We start from the raw sequence: 15,108 nt of genomic DNA on the forward strand, positions 1-15,108 counted from the left end.
TCGACGGCGATCCGTTCCACCCAGAGTGGAACTACACGATCACACCGCGAACCATCGACGACGAATTACACTGATGTAATTCCCTTCCAAGCTCTATGCCTTGATCGCGTGGCTGTTGCGCCTGGTCGCCGGCGGCGCCACGTGACCCCACTCCGCAGCGGCTGCCCCGCTCCCCCGCCGTCCCGACCCGACCGAGGTGCACCGTGCCGATCCACCGCCTCATCGACGACGTCCTGTACGAGGCCAGCGGTCGGGCCCACCGCACGAACGCCGTGGCCGCCCCCTCCGGTGGACCGGCCGGCAGTGCCCTGCTCATCGCCTGGACCGGCCTCCTCCTGCTGGTCCTCATCGCCGGGGAACTGATCACCCTGCTCGACGTCCGCGGACTGATCGACTGGCACGTCGCCATCGGAGTGCTGCTGGTCCCCGTGGCCCTGCTCGAGACCGCCACTACCGGCTGGCGCATCCTCCGCTACTACACCGGCAGACCAGCCGTACCGCACCGCGGGCCCGCCGCCCACCTCGCTGCGCGTCCTGGGTCCGCTCGTGGTCGCGAGCACGCTGGGACGGCTCGCCTCCGGCCTCGTGCCGATCGTCGTCGGTGAGCAGCGCAGCCGCCAGACGCTGGTCAACGCCCTCGGTCAGCACGTCGATCTCATCACCGTCCACCAGGCCCTGTTCGTGGCCTTTGCCGTGCTCACCGGGCTGCGCCTCCTCGCCCGCATCGCCCCGGCCGTCACCCTCGTCAGCGGCCGGGCCGGGCGCAGCCTCGGGAACACCACCGTCGTTCCCGGCTCCGGCCGCCGCACCGTCGCACTGGTGGCCACCATGGTGGCGGCCGTCGTGGCGGTCGTGCTCCTGCTCCCGCTGGCCGACGACTGGCAGGACGCCGGCGGCCGACCTGGCGCGCCACCTCCCGGTCCGTCGTCAGGGCCGTGATCCGAGCGGGGGCACACGAGGCACCGGAGTCGGTCGGGCGGAACTGCGGAGCCGCCCCGCCCGGTCACGGAGTCGACGCGGACACCCGACGGGGCGGCCGCGGGCGACCGGCGATCGCGAGCAGGCCGGCAGCGGTACCGGTCGGGGGACGGTCGAGATGCCAGATGGCGTGGAACGGTCGGCGCAGGTCGGCGCCGGCGATCGGGACCATGCTCAGTCGGTCGTCGGCGAGCTCGCCGACGACCGACAGCTCGCTGAGCACAGCGGGTCCCTCACCGCTGATGGCCGCGCTCTTCAGGGCTGCGGTGGACCCGAGCTCGAGAGCGGGTAGCAACCGCAGTCCCGCCGCGGTCAGTGCCTCTTCGAGTGCCGCACGGGTGCCGGAGCCCGGTTCGCGGACCAGGAGTGCTTCCGCGGCCAGGGTGGTCACCGGAAGGGGACGACGCCGGCCGGCCCACGGATGGTCGGGATGGACCACGACGACGAGCCGATCGCCGCCGATGGCACGCGAACGCAGACCCGGAGGAAGCTGCGGCGCCTCGGTGAACCCGAGGACCACCTGGCCGTCGCGGACGAGGTCGGCCACCGCGGCGCTGTTGCCCACCCGGAGGGACACCCGCTCCCCGGGCCTGACCTGATGCAGCGCGCCGAGCCAGCGCGGGAACAGGAAATCGGCGATCGTGAGAGAGGCGGCGACCTCCAGCACGTCCGCCGCACGGCTCTTCAGCGCCTCGACCGCGATGACCAGCTGCTCCGCCTGATCGACGACGCGACGGGCCCAGCCCAGGAAGACCTCGCCGTCGGGCGTGAGCCGGGAGCCGGTCGGCGTCCTGGTGAGCAGTTGCAGATCCAGCTGCCGTTCCAGCCGGGCCAACCGCTGGCTGGCCGCCGGCTGACTGATGCGATGCAGTGCCGCGGCACGCCCCAGGCTGCCCGCCTCGGCGACCGACACCAGGAGGTCCAGCACGCTCAGGTCGGGTACTCCAGCAGGCAATGCCATAAGGGCAGCTTATGAGCACCTGTCGCAGTGGTGTCTACCGGCCCGGCGTACGCCCCGGCAGGCTCGGAGTCGACAACCGCCGGACGGAGGGACCGCCGTGCCATCGACCTCGAGACCCCGACAGCGTCCGGCCGGAGCCGGGCCCGCGGACCGCGACGTCGGCCCCCGGCTCCGGGCCGCGATCGACGGGGCCGCCCCCGGGTTGCTCGTGGCCGTCGTCGTCGCGGTGGCGGCCACCGGGCTGGGTCGAGTGCTGCCGATCGTCGGTGGCCCGGTGTTCGCGATCGTGCTCGGGGTGCTGATCAGCGTTGCGCTGGGCGCACGCGGCGGTACCCGGGCCCGGCGGCTGGACCGCGGCGCCGCGCTGGCCGGCGGTCCGGTGCTGCAGGCCTCGGTGGTCGTGCTGGGCTTCGGACTGTCCCTGACCCAGGTCGTCCAGACCGGCACGTACTCGCTGCCGGTCATGCTCGGGACCCTGGCCGTTGCCCTGGTCGGCGCCGCCGTGATCGGTCGCTTGCTCGGCCTCGGTGCCGACACCAGAACGCTGATCGGGACGGGCACGGGCATCTGCGGCGCTTCCGCCATCGCCGCCGTCACAGCCGTCATAGGAGCGGCCGAGGCCGACGTCGCCTACGCGATCGCCACCATCTTCACGTTCAACATCACCGCCGTGCTGCTCTACCCAGCCCTCGGTCACCTGCTCGGGTTGTCCCAGCATGCGTTCGGGCTGTGGGCAGGGACCGCGATCAACGACACGTCCTCCGTCGTCGCCGCCACCACGACGTACGGGGCCGCCGCGACCTCCTACGGCGTGGTGGTCAAGCTGACCCGTAGCCTCATGATCATCCCGATCTGCGTGACGCTCGGCGCGCTGGCCGGCCGGCGCACGGCGGCTGCTGCGGCCGCCCCGCACCCGCAGCCGGGCGGCGCACGAGGGCTGCCATGGCGACGGATGTTCCCGCTGTTCCTGATCGGCTTCCTCGCCGCAAGCGCCCTGGACACCGTGGGCGCAGTCCCCACCGGCTGGCACGGCGGCCTGAACGCCACCAGTGGCTTCCTCATCACGGTCGCGCTCGCCGGGATCGGACTCATCACCCGTCCTGCGGCGCTGCGCGCCGCCGGACCTCGCCCGCTCATCCTGGGTGCCGTGCTCTGGATCGCGGTCGGAGCCTCGAGTCTGCTGCTGCAACTCGCTACCGGCACCCTGTGAACCTCGCCGAGGTCGGGGCCGGAGGTGCACGCGCCCGATCGGCTCCTCCCGTCGGTAGCGTCTCGCCGTGACCGCGGGGAGGAACTGGGCCGGCAACCACACCTATCGAGCGCAGCGGCTGCACCGGCCGACGAGCCTCGAGCACCTGCAGGAGATCGTCGCCACCGCGCCGCGCATCCGCGTCCTGGGTTCGCGCCACTCCTTCACCGGCATCGCCGACTCCGCGGAGATGGTCTCGCTCGAGGCCGTGCAGACGCCAGCGACCCCACTCGCCGGGATGGACGTCGACCTCGCGGCCCGCACCGTCTCCGTGGGCGGAGGGGTCACGTACGGCGAGCTGGCCGAGGTCCTGCGCGCCGCCGGTGCCGCTCTGCACAACCTGGCCTCGCTGCCCCACATCTCTGTCGCGGGCGCCGTGGCGACGGCCACCCACGGCTCCGGCGTGACCAACGGCAACCTGGCGACGGCCGTCGCGGCGATGGAGATGGTGACCTCCAGCGGCGACATCGTCCGGGCGTCGAGAGGCGATGCCGACTTCGACGGGATGGTCGTCGGCCTGGGCGCCCTGGGGGCGGTCACCCGGCTCACGCTCGACATCGAGCCCGCGTTCGGCGTCGAGCAGCGCGTGTTCGAGGGCCTGGCCTGGAAGTCCCTGTACGAGCACTTCGACGAGATCACCGCGTGCGGCTACAGCGTCAGCCTCTTCACCACCTGGGGCGAGGACGTGGGGTCGGTCTGGGTGAAGACCCGCACCGACCAGGGTGGCGTCGCCGACGGCGACCTCTTCGACGCCGTCCCTGCCGTCGTCGACCGGCACCCGGTCGTCGGCCTGGACCCAACCTCGTGCACCCCACAGCTGGGCAGGCCCGGGCTGTGGTCGGACCGCCTGCCGCACTTCCGGATGGGCTTCACCCCGAGCGCCGGCGACGAGCTGCAGTCGGAGTACCTGCTCCCGCATACCTCCGCCGTCGCCGCCCTGCAGGCCGTGCGCTCCCTCTCACCCCGCATCCGGCCGCTCCTCCTGACGTGCGAGATCCGCACGGTCGCCGCGGACCGGCTGTGGATGAGCACCGCCTATGAGCAGGCCAGCGTTGCCCTGCACTTCACCTGGAAGCCCACTCCGACCGCAGTGGCCGACGTGCTCGTCGAGCTCGAGCGGGCCCTTTCGCCCTTCGGGGCGCGCCCGCACTGGGGCAAGATGTTCCTGGCTGACGCCGCCGCGATCGCCCCGCTCTACGCGCGACACGCCGACTTCCTCCGCCTGACCGAGCGGCTCGATGAACGCGGCGCGTTCCGCAACGCCTGGCTGGAAGACCATCTCCTGACCAGCTGACGGGGGAGGTGGCCACGGGTCGACCGACCTGGGACGTCACCCGCGTGACGCCCGGCCCCGACCTTGGTGCGCTGCAGACCGGCGCCGCGGACGTCCCGCCCGGCGGCTTCGACCCAGCCGGAATGCTGGACCAGTTCCAGGCCGAGCACGGGACCCTCATGCTGAGCGTGCCCACCATGCTGATCCGGGTGCTGGACGGGCAGTCGGTCCGCCCGCGGGACGTGTCGAGCTCGCGGCTGACCATGCTGGGCGGCGCTCCGGTAGCGCCCGAACTCGGGCGCCGCGCGCAGGAGCAGCTCGGCGTGGACGTCAGCATCGGCTTCGGTCAGACGGAAGTCTGCACGCCTCGGCCCCCACCCGGGTAGCGGCGTGGTGGACGCGACAGCTGCAGCAGGCGGACGAGCGGTCGCCGCCGAGGCGATCATCGGCTCCGCCGATCGCGCGACCGGCGCCCTGCCCGTCCCGGACCGGCGTCCTGTGCAGCAGCGCACAACCGTTGCGCGGAGATGGGCGTGGACCACGTCGCCGCGGCAGACGACCATCCAAGGTCAGAACCCCAACGGAGAGGGACTTCCATGTCGGTCGACGCACCCACCAGCCCGGACGAGGTTCTCGAGGAAAGAGCCACCCGCGAGTGGCGCATGCACATCGGCGGCGAGCAGGTCGAGGCAATCGACGGCCGGTGGACCGACGTGCTGGCGCCCGCGCGCAAGGACACGGTGATCGGACGGGTGCCGCGGGCCGACGCCGCCGACGTCGATCGCGCCGTCCGGGCCGCTCGGGCGGCTCTTCCGGAATGGCGCGCACTGCCGGCCACCGCCCGGCAGAAGGCGTTGCTGGCCATCGCCGAGGACCTGTACGCGCACGCCGAGGAGCTGGCTCTGCTCACGGCCAACGACACCGGCAACGCGCTGCGCACCCAGGCCCGGCCGGAGAGCCAGACGCTCGCCAACCTGTTCCGCTACTTCGCCGGGGTGGCCACGGAGCTCAAGGGCGTGGTCCTGCCGGCCGGCGAGGACCAGCTGCAGTACAGCATCCGTGAGCCGGTCGGCGTGGTGGGCGCGATCCTGCCGTGGAACTCGCCGCTCATGATCGCCGGCATGAAGATCCCGGCGGCGCTGGCGGCGGGCAACACCATCGTGGTCAAGGCCGCTGAGGACGCCCCGCTGACCATCCTGCGGCTCGCCGAGCTATGCGCCCCCCATCTGCCCCCGGGGGTGCTCAACGTGCTCACCGGCTTCGGCGAGGACTGTGGCGCGGCCCTGGTTGCCCATCCGCAGGTGGACAAGGTCTCCTTCACCGGTTCGACCGAGGTCGGCCGGATCGTCGGTGCGGTCGCCGGGGAGCGGCTGGTTCCCCTCTCGTTGGAGCTCGGCGGCAAGAGCCCCAGCATCGTGTGGCCGGACTCCTGCGACGACGCGACGGTCGAGGGCGTGCTCACCGCTATGCGCTTCACCCGCCAGGGCCAGAGCTGTACCGCCGGTTCGCGGTTGTTCCTGCACGAGGACATCTACGACGACTTCCTGGACCGGGTGGTCACCCGGCTCAAGCAGCTGGTGGTCGGCGACCCGCTGGACGAGGCGACCGACATGGGCGCGCTGATCAGCCAGGAGCAGTTCGACCGGGTCACCTCCTACGTCGCCGAGGGCAAGGAGCGCGACGGCGTCACCGTGGCCCTCGACGGCGCGGGTCAGGTGCCCGCCGAGCTGGAGGGCCTCTACCTGGGGCCGACGGTGTTCTCCCGGGCCGACAACGGCTGGCGGCTGGCCCAGGAGGAGATCTTCGGCCCGGTGCTGGTCGTCATCCCCTGGCGGGACGAGGAGGAGGTGCTGGCGATGGCCAACGACAGCTCCTACGGTCTCGCCGCCTTCGTGTGGTGCCACGACCTGGACCGGGCGCTCACCGCCGCCCACCGGATCGAGTCCGGCTGGGTGCAGGTCAACCAGGGCGGCGGGCAGGTGGTCGGCCAGTCCTACGGCGGGGTCAAGGGGTCGGGCATCGGTCGGGAGTTCTCCCTCGAGGGGATGCTCGAGTCCTTCACCCACATCAAGCAGATCAACGTCAAGCTCAGCCCCCGCCCGGCCGAGCCGCGGGAGGCCACCAGCGGCAAGACCGGGGTCGCCGCCCCCTGACGGGACCCGACCGTGGTCACCCTGGGTCGTGCCCGCCGGCGGGTGGTCAGCTCGCGGCACGACCCCGCAGTTCCGACCGTCGCCGGGCCACCTCCCGGCCCAGCTCCGCCATGACGAGCTGGGCCGCGGGGCGGCGCATCACTCGCGCGGCCATCGAGGCGACGTAGTCCAGTGAGATGGACACCTCGTCGGCGAACAGGCGGTTCAGACCCGGCTCGCGGTCGCCGAGGAAGGCCGGGAGCAATCCGATCCCGCTTCCTGCCTTCGTCGCCTCCACGTGCGCGAACACGTTGGTCGAGGCGAAGCCGATGGTGCAGCCGGAGAAGTGCCGCTCGATGATGTGCAGATCGGTGATCCGCATCAGCGGCTCGATGTAGAAGACCAGGGTGTGATCGCGCAGTTCCCCCGGCGAGTGGGGGGTGCCCCGGCGCTGCAGGTACTCCGGCGAGGCGTACATCCCCATCGTGTACTCGGCCAGCGGGACCGCGTTGTTCTGACCGGCTCCGGGCTGGCCGACGACGATCTCGATGTCGGCCCCGACGGTCTGCAGCAGCGGCCGGGTCGCGATCACCAGCTCGACGCGCAGCCCCGGATGCTGGTGCTGCAGCCGGGCGAGCACCGGGGCGACAAAATGCACGCCGAAGGCCTCCGACGAGCTCACCTGCAGCAACCCGGTCAGCCGCGAGGACCCCGTCGGGTTCTGCGCGTGGCCGCGCACGTCGGCAAGAGCCTCCTCGATGCGTTCGGCTGCCTCCGCGACCTCTCGGCCGAGGTCGGTCAACCGGCAGCCCTGGGCGGAGCGGATGACCACCGTCGCGCCCAGGTCCTTCTCCAGTGCGGTCAGCCGCCGGGAGACCGTGGAGTGGTCCACACCGAGAGCGGCCGCGGCCCCCAGCAGGGTGCCGCACCGGGCGACCTCGAGCAGGATCACCGTGTCGTCCGCGCGCACCATCTCGTGCCTCTCTGAGCTGCGTCCGTTCGACCCCCGCACGGGGCCCGCGCCCGGGCAATGCCAGACCGGGCTGTGCAATTCTGCAGCATCCCCGTGCCCAAGTGAGCCTGGTCACGGGACGGTCCGCACCTCACCATGGCTCTCGCCCCTCGGACGGCCGCCCCTCTTCGGGGGTGCCCGTGGGGGCGAGTCGCCAGCGAGGCGAGTCCCCGACGAAGCGGAGGAGTCCAGATGAGCGTGGCGTGGATCGGACTGGGCAACATGGGCGGCCCGATGGCAGCCAACCTGGTGGACGCCGGGACGACGGTGCGCGGCTTCGACGTCAGCGAGGCAGCCGCCGCATCGGCAGCCGAGCGGGGGGTCGAGGTCGTCGGCGGCGTGGCCGATGCGGTCAGGGACGCCGACGTCGTCTTCACGATGCTGCCGAAGGGCGAGCACGTCCGGGAGGTCCTCACCGGGCCAGACGGCGTGCTGGCGAACATCAAGCCGGGTGCCCTGATCGTCGACGAGTCGACGATCGACATCGAGGTGGCCCGCGAGCTTCACGAGACGGTCCGCGAGGCCGGCGCCCGCTTTCTCGACGCGCCCGTGTCCGGCGGGGTGTCCGGCGCGGCCGCCGGCACGCTGACGATCATGGTCGGCGGCGCGGCCGAGGACCTCGACGAGGCGCGGCCGCTGCTGGAGGTACTGGGCGGCAAGGTGGTGCACGCAGGCGACGCCGGCAACGGCCAGGCCGCGAAGATCGTCAACAACATGATGTGCGGCGTCATCCTGGGCGTGACCTGCGAGGGCGCCGTCCTGTCCGAGCGACTCGGCCTGGACCCCACGGTCTTCCACTCGATCGCGGCCACGTCCTCCGGGGACTCCTGGGTGCTGCGGACCTGGTACCCGTCGCCGGGCGTCGTCGAGAGTGCTGCGGTCAACCGCGACTTCGAGGGCGGGTTCTCCGTGGCGCTGCTGCACAAGGACCTCGGGCTTGCCGTCAACGCCGGGGAGTCGACCGGCACGCCCCTGCCGTTCGCCACCCAGGCGCGCGACGCCATGGCGTCGCTGCTGGACGCCGGACTGGCCAACAAGGACTGCACCGTCCTGGTGAAGCAGGTCGGCGGCACGCTGGAGACGCCGTCGAGCCACTGACGTCCGGCACGGACGCCGGGCCTGGCCCGGTGTCCAGCCTCTCCGTCCCCCATCACCCAGGCCGACGAGGCCAGCAACAACACACTGCTCCGCAAGGTCGTCATCGCTTCGATGGCCGGCACCGTGGTCGAGTAGTACGACTTCTTCCCCCACGGCACCGCTGCATCTCGATCATGAGGCTGGTGAGCGTGGTCGGGGCGTTGATCTACCGGGAGACCAAGGGCAAGGCGCTGACCGACCTGGACACCGTGGAGCGCGAGCGGGTGCTCGCCGAGCGGGTCTGAGCGCCTCCCTCCTCCGCTCTCCCCCGGGGCGCCGGCAGCCGGCTCGTCCGGCTGCCGGTGCTCCGGCTCATTCGGCCACCACGCACAGGAGCACGACGCACCGGAGCACGACGATGCGCGCAATGCGCGTGTCCGACACCGACACCGCCACCGTGCTGCGGGTACCAGGTGGCCGAGGACGCCGGTTCGACCGCGGCGCGAGGCCGCGACCCGAGGTGAGGACAAGACCCGACGTGACGATGATTCACCCCCACATCGACGAGGACCTGACGGACGGCGTGGCCGTCCTCCAGCTGGACCGGCCTCGCCGGCGGAACGCGCTGACGCACTCGATGTGGCTGGCCCTGGGGCAGCGGATCGGCGAACTGGGGCAGCGGAGCGACGTGACCGCGGTGGTCCTCCGCGGGCGGGGCGTCAACTTCTCCGCCGGGGCCGACCTCGACGAGGTGCACGAGGCGACCCGGTCCGAGGGTGCCGCCGCGCGGTACTGCCGAACCATCGTCGACACGCTCCAGGCCCTCGTGCGGTGCCCGGTCCCCACCATCGCCGTCGTGCACGGGCAGGTCTCCGGCGGAGGGGTGGAGCTCGCCCTGGCGACGGACATCCGCCTCGGGGCCGCTGACACGAGCATGCAGCTCCCGATGGCCCGACTGGGCGTCATCCCGGACGCCGTCACGATCGCCCTCTTGAACCGGTCCGTCGGGCCGGGCCTGTCCCGTTGGCTGCTGCTCACCGGGCGCACGATCGACGCCGGACGCTGCCTCGACGTCGGGCTGCTGCACGAACTGGCCACGGACGGTTCGGTGGACGACCTGCTCGCCACCGTCCTAGCGGAGCTGTCCCGGGCCTCCCGGACGGCGATGGCCGGCATCAAGCTCCACCTCGACCGGGAGGTGCCAGCGGACTCCTCCTCCGCGGCAGCGGAAATGGCCTGGTCCTTCGCATACGGGGACGTCGCTGCCACGGTGGGACGCCTCCGGGCTCGACCAGCCCGCGGCGGCCGCCTGTGAGCGGGCCCGCCGGCCAGATCGGTTGGTAGACCGACCGATCTGGTCGGTGGACCACTACCGTCGGCGACGTGACCCGTCCCTTCCGGCCACCAGATCGACGAGCAGATCCTCGACCAGGCGGCTGCGCTGTTCGCCCGGCGCGGGTTCGCCAAGACCTCGGTGCAGGACGTCGCGGACGCCGTGGGCCTGTCCAGGGCCGGGCTGCTGCACCACTTCCCGAGCAAGGAGGCGCTGCACCAGGCAGTACTCGCGCAGGCTCGTAGCCTGGGGCAGAAGCCGCTCGAACGGGTCGGTCAGATGCCGCTCGGCGCTGCACGCGACCGACGAGCGGTGGAGGCCCTCGTCGACGTCGCCCTGGCCCATCCGGGGATGGTCTCCTTCCTCCTCGCACCGGCCACGCAACTGGCAGCCGAGAACAGCGGCCGCGGCGTCGACGCCGGTGGCCCGCGCGGCGATGCAGGCGTTCGGCGTCGATCCCGACACCAGCGACCCCGAACGCGTCATCCGGGTCGTCGGCGCCCTGGCTGCGCTCGCCGTCCTGACCCTCGCCGCCCATGCCGAGGACCAGACCACCGCGTGGGGACCCCTGATCGTCGCCACCTGCTCCGACGCGCTCGGCCACCGCCGTCCCGGCGCCTCCCCGTCCCACTCCGACCAGGTGGAGGCCTGATCCCCATGGCTCGTCTGTTGTCCCGGCTGGGCTCGGCCGCCCACCAGCACCGGCCGGCCGTCGTCCTCGTCTGGCTCGTGGTGCTCGTCGGGAGCGGCGTCGGTGCCGCCACCCTGGCCGGGAGACCGCCAGCACCTTCGCCATCCCGGGCCAGGAGTCCACGACCGCACTGGCGCTGATCGGAGAGGAGTTCGGCGCCGGGACCGGTGCCACTGCGCGGGTCGCCGTCCAGGCGCCGGACGGCGAGACGCTCACCTCTCCGTCGAACGCCACCGCCGTCGAGGACCTGGTCGGCGAGCTGGCCGCCCTGCCCGGCGTGGTCTCGGCCAGCGATCCGCTGGACGAGAGCGCACACCGTCTCGGCGGACCGGTCCACCGGCTACAGCACCGTCACCTACCGGGCGGCGGCCGGTGAGGTGACTTCCGAGCAGCGGGACGCCCTGCTCACCGCCGTCGACGACGCGCGGAACGCCGGGCTCACGGTCGAGGTCGGCGGGGACGCGTCACCGAGGCGGTCTCCGTCGGTGGTCCCGCCGAGGCGCTCGGTGTCGTCCTCGCGCTGGTCATCCTGGCCGTCACCTAGCCAGGCCACCGAGCAGCTGGGTCCCGACCTGCGTGCGCTGTTGGCCGACGGCGACGGGCCGCTGGCCTACGTCACCGGGCAGACGGCCGTCAGCGTGGACGTCGCGACCACGCTGGACGACGCGCTGCCGGTCTACCTGGTCCTGGTCGTGGGCCTGGCGCTGGTGTAGCTGGTGCTGGTCTTCCGGTCGCTGCTGGTCCCGCTCGTCGGCGTGCTGGGCTTCTTGCTCACCGTCGGCGCCTCGCTCGGTGCCGCGGTGGCGGTGTTCCAGTGGGGCTGGCTGGCCGATGTGGTCAACCTGGACAGCACCGGGCCGCTGCTCGGCCTGACCCGATCCTGGTGATGCTGCTGGTAGCGCTCAACCTGGCCGACACCGCGGCCGTCGTCCCGGCGAGCGGCGAGGTGCTCGCCGGACAGGCCACGCGGCGCGGGAGGGACATCGAGCTCTCCGCGCACGGATGGGCGGTCGTGGCGCCCTGACGTGCGCCCGCAACCCTGAGCATGGGCGCCGTGCGCGACCCGGCGCCACGCCGCAGAGCGTCCTCCCACCCCTGGACCTGCGGGCAGACACGTTCGCTGGGTAGTTTGCCCCGCAAGGGACCGCATCGCGCTCGAGACGGGTGGCACGGTCCGGGAGTGCTCAGTGAGAGGAAGTGGGTCGTGGCCGCCTTGGACGCCGTGCTCGACGAAGCAGGACTGAAGAACACCCACGTCCGCGACTACGTCCACCATTGGGCCGAACTGACCGGCGCCGACCGGCTCGAGGTGATCAACGCCTCCGACGACGCCCGGCTGCTGCGGGAGGCGGTGGACGCCGGTGAGCTGCTCCCCGCCGGCGAGGGCCGCTACTACTCGCGCAGCCACCCCAAGGACACCGCCCGCTCCGAGGAGCGCACCGTCGTCGCCACCAACAACCCCGCCGACAAGGGCGTCTACAACAACTGGCGCCCGGCTTCGGAGATGCGGCCCCTGCTCGAGGAGCGGATGCGCGGGGCGTCGGCGGGCAAGACGATGTACGTCGTTCCGTACCTGATGGCGCCGCCCGGCTCGCCGCTGGAGGCATACGCGGCCGGCGTCGAGCTGACCGACAGCCGCACGGTCGTCCTGCACATGATCCGCATGGCCCGGGTCGGGGTGGGGCACATCAACGACCTCGCCGACCCGGACAGCTTCGTCCGCGCGGTGCACGTCACCGGCGACCTGGACACCCTCGGCCACGGCACCGCGGACGACCAGCGCTACTTCGTCACCGTCGCCGACGAGCGGACCATCCTGCACTACGGGTCCTCCTACGGCGGCAACGCGCTGCTGGGCAAGATCGCCCACGGTCTGCGTCAGGCGACCTACGACGGATGGGCATCAGGAGAGTTCCTGTCCGAGCAGTTCATGCTGCTCGGGATCACCGACAAGGAGACCGGCCGCAAGTACCACATCTGCGGCGGCTTCCCAAGCGCGTCGGGCAAGACGAACCTCGCCATGATGCTGGCCCCCGATGCCCTGGGCGACCGCTACCGGGTCGACTTCTACGGCGACGACATCGCCTGGCTGCGCGTCGACCCCGACGACGGCCGGGTCTACGCGATCAACCCCGAGTTCGGTGCGTTCGGCGTAGCCAAGGACACCAACGAGGTCACCAACCCGACCGCGGTCGACGCCATCGCCGAAGGCACCGGCACGATTTTCACCAACGTCGCCTACAACGCGGACGCCGAGGACGTCTGGTGGGAGGGCAAGACGCCCGAGCCGCCGGCCGACCTCACGGGCTGGCGCGACTGGACCGGTGAACTGATCTCCGAGCGACCGGAGGGCAGCAAGGACGCCCCCTGGGCGCACCCGAACAGCCGGTTCACCACCACGCTGGCCAACGTCCCCAACATTGCGCCCGACTACGAGAACCCCAAGGGCGTCCCGATCGACGCCATCATCTTCGGTGGCCGGACCCGCGACCGGGAGCCGCTCGTCCGGGCCATTCCCGACCTGGCCGAAGGCGTGTACGACGGACTCACCCTGGGCGCCGAGGCCACGTTCGCCGCGGAGGGCACCGAAGGCGTCTTGCGGTACGACCCCATGTCGATGCGCCCGTTCATGGCCTATCCGGAAGGCGCCTACGCCGCCCACTGGCTGAAGATCATCGGCGCCGCGACCGATCAGCCGATCTTTGCCCACGTCAACTGGTTCCAGCGGGACCCGGACGACGGGCACTTCCTGTGGCCGGGGTACCGGGACAACCTACGTCCCCTCCTGTGGCTCATCCAGCTCCGGAACGGCGAGGTGACCGGCAGGCAGACGCCCGTCGGGATCATCCCGACCGAGGAGGAGCTCGACCTCACCGGCGTGGACATGCGCCCCGGCGACCTCGACAAGCTGCTCACCATCGACACGGCGCGCTGGCAGCAGGAGATCACGCACCGGGAGGAGCACCTGTCCCACTTCGAGGGGCTGCCGGAGGAGATCTGGGCAGCGCACCGCCGCGTGGCCGCCGCTCTCGACGCCCAGGACCAGTGACCGCCCGGCAACCGCAGCCGTTCGGGTAGGTACTCGCAGGACCAGGTCCCCTGTCCCCGGCGCCTCTCACAGGTGTCCCGGGACAGGGGACCGCGCGTGTCCGGGCGGAGTTCTGCCGTGACATCAGCGGCAGCGGCGGGTCCCGTCGCGAGCAGCCCGACGATCGCGACCGGGCCGCTGGCCTATCCGGGGCGGTGGCCGTGGCCGTCGTCGACTTCCGGTACGGACCGGATGGCGACGCGGCGGACGTCGGGCGCGCTGAGCCGCCTTGGGCAGCCGGGAGAAGGTCCGGCAATCCCACGCCCGATGACCGCGCGGCGTCGCCTGCCTTGAACTACCGTTGGCTTAGTGCAACAGTCAGGGCGCGTCGTCCCCCGACCGGCGCCCCGGACCGCAGCCCCCCGGAGGACCAGATGACCTCGATCCACACCCGGCGACCATCGACGGAGTCGGCGTTGACCGAAGTGGTCAACGGGGTCACCGGCACGGTGACCGCCAGCGGGCAGCTGACGCCCCAGGGCGCGGACCTGCTGCGCGGCACCGTGGAGGGGCTGTGCCGAATGGGTCACTCGACCGTCCTCCTCGACCTGGAGCACGTGCAGGTCGCCGACGCCGATGGCCTGCGCGTCCTGCGCGAGCTGTGCGCCACCATGGCCGACCACGGCAACCGACTTCTGTTGCAGCACGTGCCGCGCGACATGGGCGCCGGACTCTGAACCGGCTCGGCCGCGCGCGACCCCAGGATGCCCGGGGTCGGAGCTCAGCGAACACATAGACTGCTGCACCTGTTGCCCTGAGCGCACCGCCGAAGGGACTGCTGGATGACCGAGGCCGGACCGAGCGTAGCGGCGTCCGAGTACGACGTCCTCGTGAGAGCAGCGCGCGCGATCGTCGGGATGTCCGTCCGGGCAGCCGACCAGCTGGGTCCGGTGTCATTGGTGCAGTTGCGGGCACTGACCGTGATCGACGATGTCGGCGGTGCGAACCTGCTGCGACTCAGCGAGGGCATGGGCGTCACCGTGTCTACGGCGAGCCGTCTGGTCGATCGGCTCGTCGGCGCGGGGCTCGTCGACCGCCGTCCCTCGGAGGTGACCCGTCGGGAGATCAGCCTCAGCCTCACCCCGCAGGGGCGCGACCTCTTGTCTCGCTACGACGACCTCCGCCTGCAGGCACTGCGCCAGCGCCTGGATCAGTTGCCCGGCCGCCGGCGCGCCGCGGTGATCGATGCGCTGGGCGACCTGGTTGCCACGGGAACCCCACTGCAGGACGTCTGATCCGCGCGTCCTGGCCCCGCTCGGGTGCAGGGCGCCGGGTTTCACCGCCCCGGAGAATTGGTATCCGGCGAGCGTCCGG

General features: G+C 71.9%; 17 protein-coding genes. 15 read left to right on the top strand and 2 right to left on the bottom strand.

All coding sequences use genetic code 11. The features are described 5' to 3' along the window. Window positions 1-203: 203 nt before the first annotated feature. Both BLW04_RS07965 and BLW04_RS07970 read left to right on the top strand, forming a co-directional pair. Entirely contained in the window at window positions 204-605 is a 402-nt protein-coding gene (locus tag BLW04_RS07965; protein ID WP_091538370.1) for a hypothetical protein, read from the top strand. Further along, window positions 586-939: a hypothetical protein gene (locus BLW04_RS07970; RefSeq protein ID WP_091538372.1), complete on the top strand. Its 354-nt coding sequence runs from the start codon at window positions 586-588 to the stop codon at window positions 937-939. Before BLW04_RS07965 ends, BLW04_RS07970 begins: the two co-directional genes overlap by 20 nt. A 64-nt stretch (window positions 940-1,003) precedes the next feature. On the opposite strand, the gene BLW04_RS07975 is transcribed toward BLW04_RS07970, so the two are convergent. Beyond that, on the bottom strand, window positions 1,004-1,939 hold the full coding sequence (locus BLW04_RS07975) for a LysR family transcriptional regulator (RefSeq protein ID WP_091538669.1): 936 nt from the start codon (window positions 1,937-1,939) through the stop codon (window positions 1,004-1,006). A 97-nt stretch (window positions 1,940-2,036) separates the two neighbouring features. On the opposite strand from BLW04_RS07975, the gene BLW04_RS07980 reads away from it, so the two are divergent. From BLW04_RS07980 to BLW04_RS07995, 4 genes are all read left to right on the top strand, one after another. Then, window positions 2,037-3,149, top strand: a complete 1,113-nt coding sequence (locus tag BLW04_RS07980; RefSeq protein WP_217630906.1) for a YeiH family protein — start codon at window positions 2,037-2,039, stop codon at window positions 3,147-3,149. A 67-nt stretch (window positions 3,150-3,216) separates the two neighbouring features. Next, window positions 3,217-4,482, top strand: a complete 1,266-nt coding sequence (locus BLW04_RS07985) for an FAD-binding protein (protein WP_091538376.1) — start codon at window positions 3,217-3,219, stop codon at window positions 4,480-4,482. A gap of 44 nt (window positions 4,483-4,526) precedes the next feature. Further along, the gene (locus BLW04_RS07990; protein WP_217630907.1) at window positions 4,527-4,847 is read left to right on the top strand and encodes an AMP-binding protein; all 321 of its coding nucleotides are present in this window, start codon (window positions 4,527-4,529) and stop codon (window positions 4,845-4,847) included. Between the two features lie 210 nt (window positions 4,848-5,057). Then, window positions 5,058-6,614: an aldehyde dehydrogenase family protein gene (locus BLW04_RS07995; RefSeq protein WP_091538380.1), complete on the top strand. Its 1,557-nt coding sequence runs from the start codon at window positions 5,058-5,060 to the stop codon at window positions 6,612-6,614. A 46-nt stretch (window positions 6,615-6,660) separates the two neighbouring features. Here BLW04_RS07995 and BLW04_RS08000 read toward each other — a convergent pair whose 3' ends face one another. Beyond that, on the bottom strand, window positions 6,661-7,566 hold the full coding sequence (locus BLW04_RS08000) for a LysR family transcriptional regulator (protein ID WP_091538382.1): 906 nt from the start codon (window positions 7,564-7,566) through the stop codon (window positions 6,661-6,663). A gap of 231 nt (window positions 7,567-7,797) precedes the next feature. On the opposite strand from BLW04_RS08000, the gene mmsB reads away from it, so the two are divergent. From mmsB to BLW04_RS08035, 9 genes are all read left to right on the top strand, one after another. After that, window positions 7,798-8,703 (top strand): 3-hydroxyisobutyrate dehydrogenase, encoded by a 906-nt coding sequence (gene mmsB / locus BLW04_RS08005; RefSeq protein ID WP_091538384.1) that lies wholly within the window; start codon window positions 7,798-7,800, stop codon window positions 8,701-8,703. A 523-nt stretch (window positions 8,704-9,226) separates the two neighbouring features. Continuing rightward, window positions 9,227-9,997, top strand: a complete 771-nt coding sequence (locus tag BLW04_RS08010; protein ID WP_175483947.1) for an enoyl-CoA hydratase/isomerase family protein — start codon at window positions 9,227-9,229, stop codon at window positions 9,995-9,997. A gap of 439 nt (window positions 9,998-10,436) precedes the next feature. After that, on the top strand, window positions 10,437-10,667 hold the full coding sequence (locus tag BLW04_RS28220) for a hypothetical protein (RefSeq protein ID WP_254781189.1): 231 nt from the start codon (window positions 10,437-10,439) through the stop codon (window positions 10,665-10,667). A 206-nt stretch (window positions 10,668-10,873) separates the two neighbouring features. After that, window positions 10,874-11,419: an MMPL family transporter gene (locus BLW04_RS28225; protein ID WP_371327778.1), complete on the top strand. Its 546-nt coding sequence runs from the start codon at window positions 10,874-10,876 to the stop codon at window positions 11,417-11,419. A 3-nt stretch (window positions 11,420-11,422) separates the two neighbouring features. Then, on the top strand, window positions 11,423-11,593 hold the full coding sequence (locus BLW04_RS28230) for a hypothetical protein (RefSeq protein ID WP_254781170.1): 171 nt from the start codon (window positions 11,423-11,425) through the stop codon (window positions 11,591-11,593). Further along, window positions 11,590-11,730 (top strand): hypothetical protein, encoded by a 141-nt coding sequence (locus BLW04_RS27420; RefSeq protein WP_217630926.1) that lies wholly within the window; start codon window positions 11,590-11,592, stop codon window positions 11,728-11,730. Before BLW04_RS28230 ends, BLW04_RS27420 begins: the two co-directional genes overlap by 4 nt. A 180-nt stretch (window positions 11,731-11,910) precedes the next feature. After that, window positions 11,911-13,755, top strand: coding sequence for a phosphoenolpyruvate carboxykinase (GTP) (locus tag BLW04_RS08025; RefSeq protein WP_254781171.1), 1,845 nt, complete (start codon window positions 11,911-11,913; stop codon window positions 13,753-13,755). A 413-nt stretch (window positions 13,756-14,168) separates the two neighbouring features. Continuing rightward, window positions 14,169-14,471 carry an STAS domain-containing protein gene (locus BLW04_RS08030; RefSeq protein WP_091538390.1) on the top strand — a complete coding sequence of 101 codons (303 nt, stop codon included), beginning with the start codon at window positions 14,169-14,171 and terminating at the stop codon, window positions 14,469-14,471. Window positions 14,472-14,651: 180 nt separating this feature from the next. Next, complete coding sequence (locus BLW04_RS08035; RefSeq protein WP_256375472.1) at window positions 14,652-15,029, top strand: MarR family winged helix-turn-helix transcriptional regulator; 378 nt, start codon at window positions 14,652-14,654, stop codon at window positions 15,027-15,029. The last annotated feature ends 79 nt before the right edge of the window (window positions 15,030-15,108 follow it).

Origin of the sequence: Modestobacter sp. DSM 44400, assembly GCF_900107175.1 — a bacterium.
Taxonomy (GTDB): domain Bacteria; phylum Actinomycetota; class Actinomycetes; order Mycobacteriales; family Geodermatophilaceae; genus Modestobacter.

Excerpts from the sequence above, each read along its gene's own strand:
- BLW04_RS07975 (WP_091538669.1), bottom strand. The coding sequence starts at position 1,939 with ATGGCATTGCCTGCTGGAGTACCCGACCTGAGCGTGCTGGACCTCCTG.
- BLW04_RS07995 (WP_091538380.1), top strand. The coding sequence starts at position 5,058 with ATGTCGGTCGACGCACCCACCAGCCCGGACGAGGTTCTCGAGGAAAGA.
- BLW04_RS08000 (WP_091538382.1), bottom strand. The coding sequence starts at position 7,566 with ATGGTGCGCGCGGACGACACGGTGATCCTGCTCGAGGTCGCCCGGTGC.
- mmsB (WP_091538384.1), top strand. The coding sequence starts at position 7,798 with ATGAGCGTGGCGTGGATCGGACTGGGCAACATGGGCGGCCCGATGGCA.
- BLW04_RS08010 (WP_175483947.1), top strand. The coding sequence starts at position 9,227 with ATGATTCACCCCCACATCGACGAGGACCTGACGGACGGCGTGGCCGTC.
- BLW04_RS08030 (WP_091538390.1), top strand. The coding sequence starts at position 14,169 with ATGACCTCGATCCACACCCGGCGACCATCGACGGAGTCGGCGTTGACC.
- BLW04_RS08035 (WP_256375472.1), top strand. The coding sequence starts at position 14,652 with ATGTCCGTCCGGGCAGCCGACCAGCTGGGTCCGGTGTCATTGGTGCAG.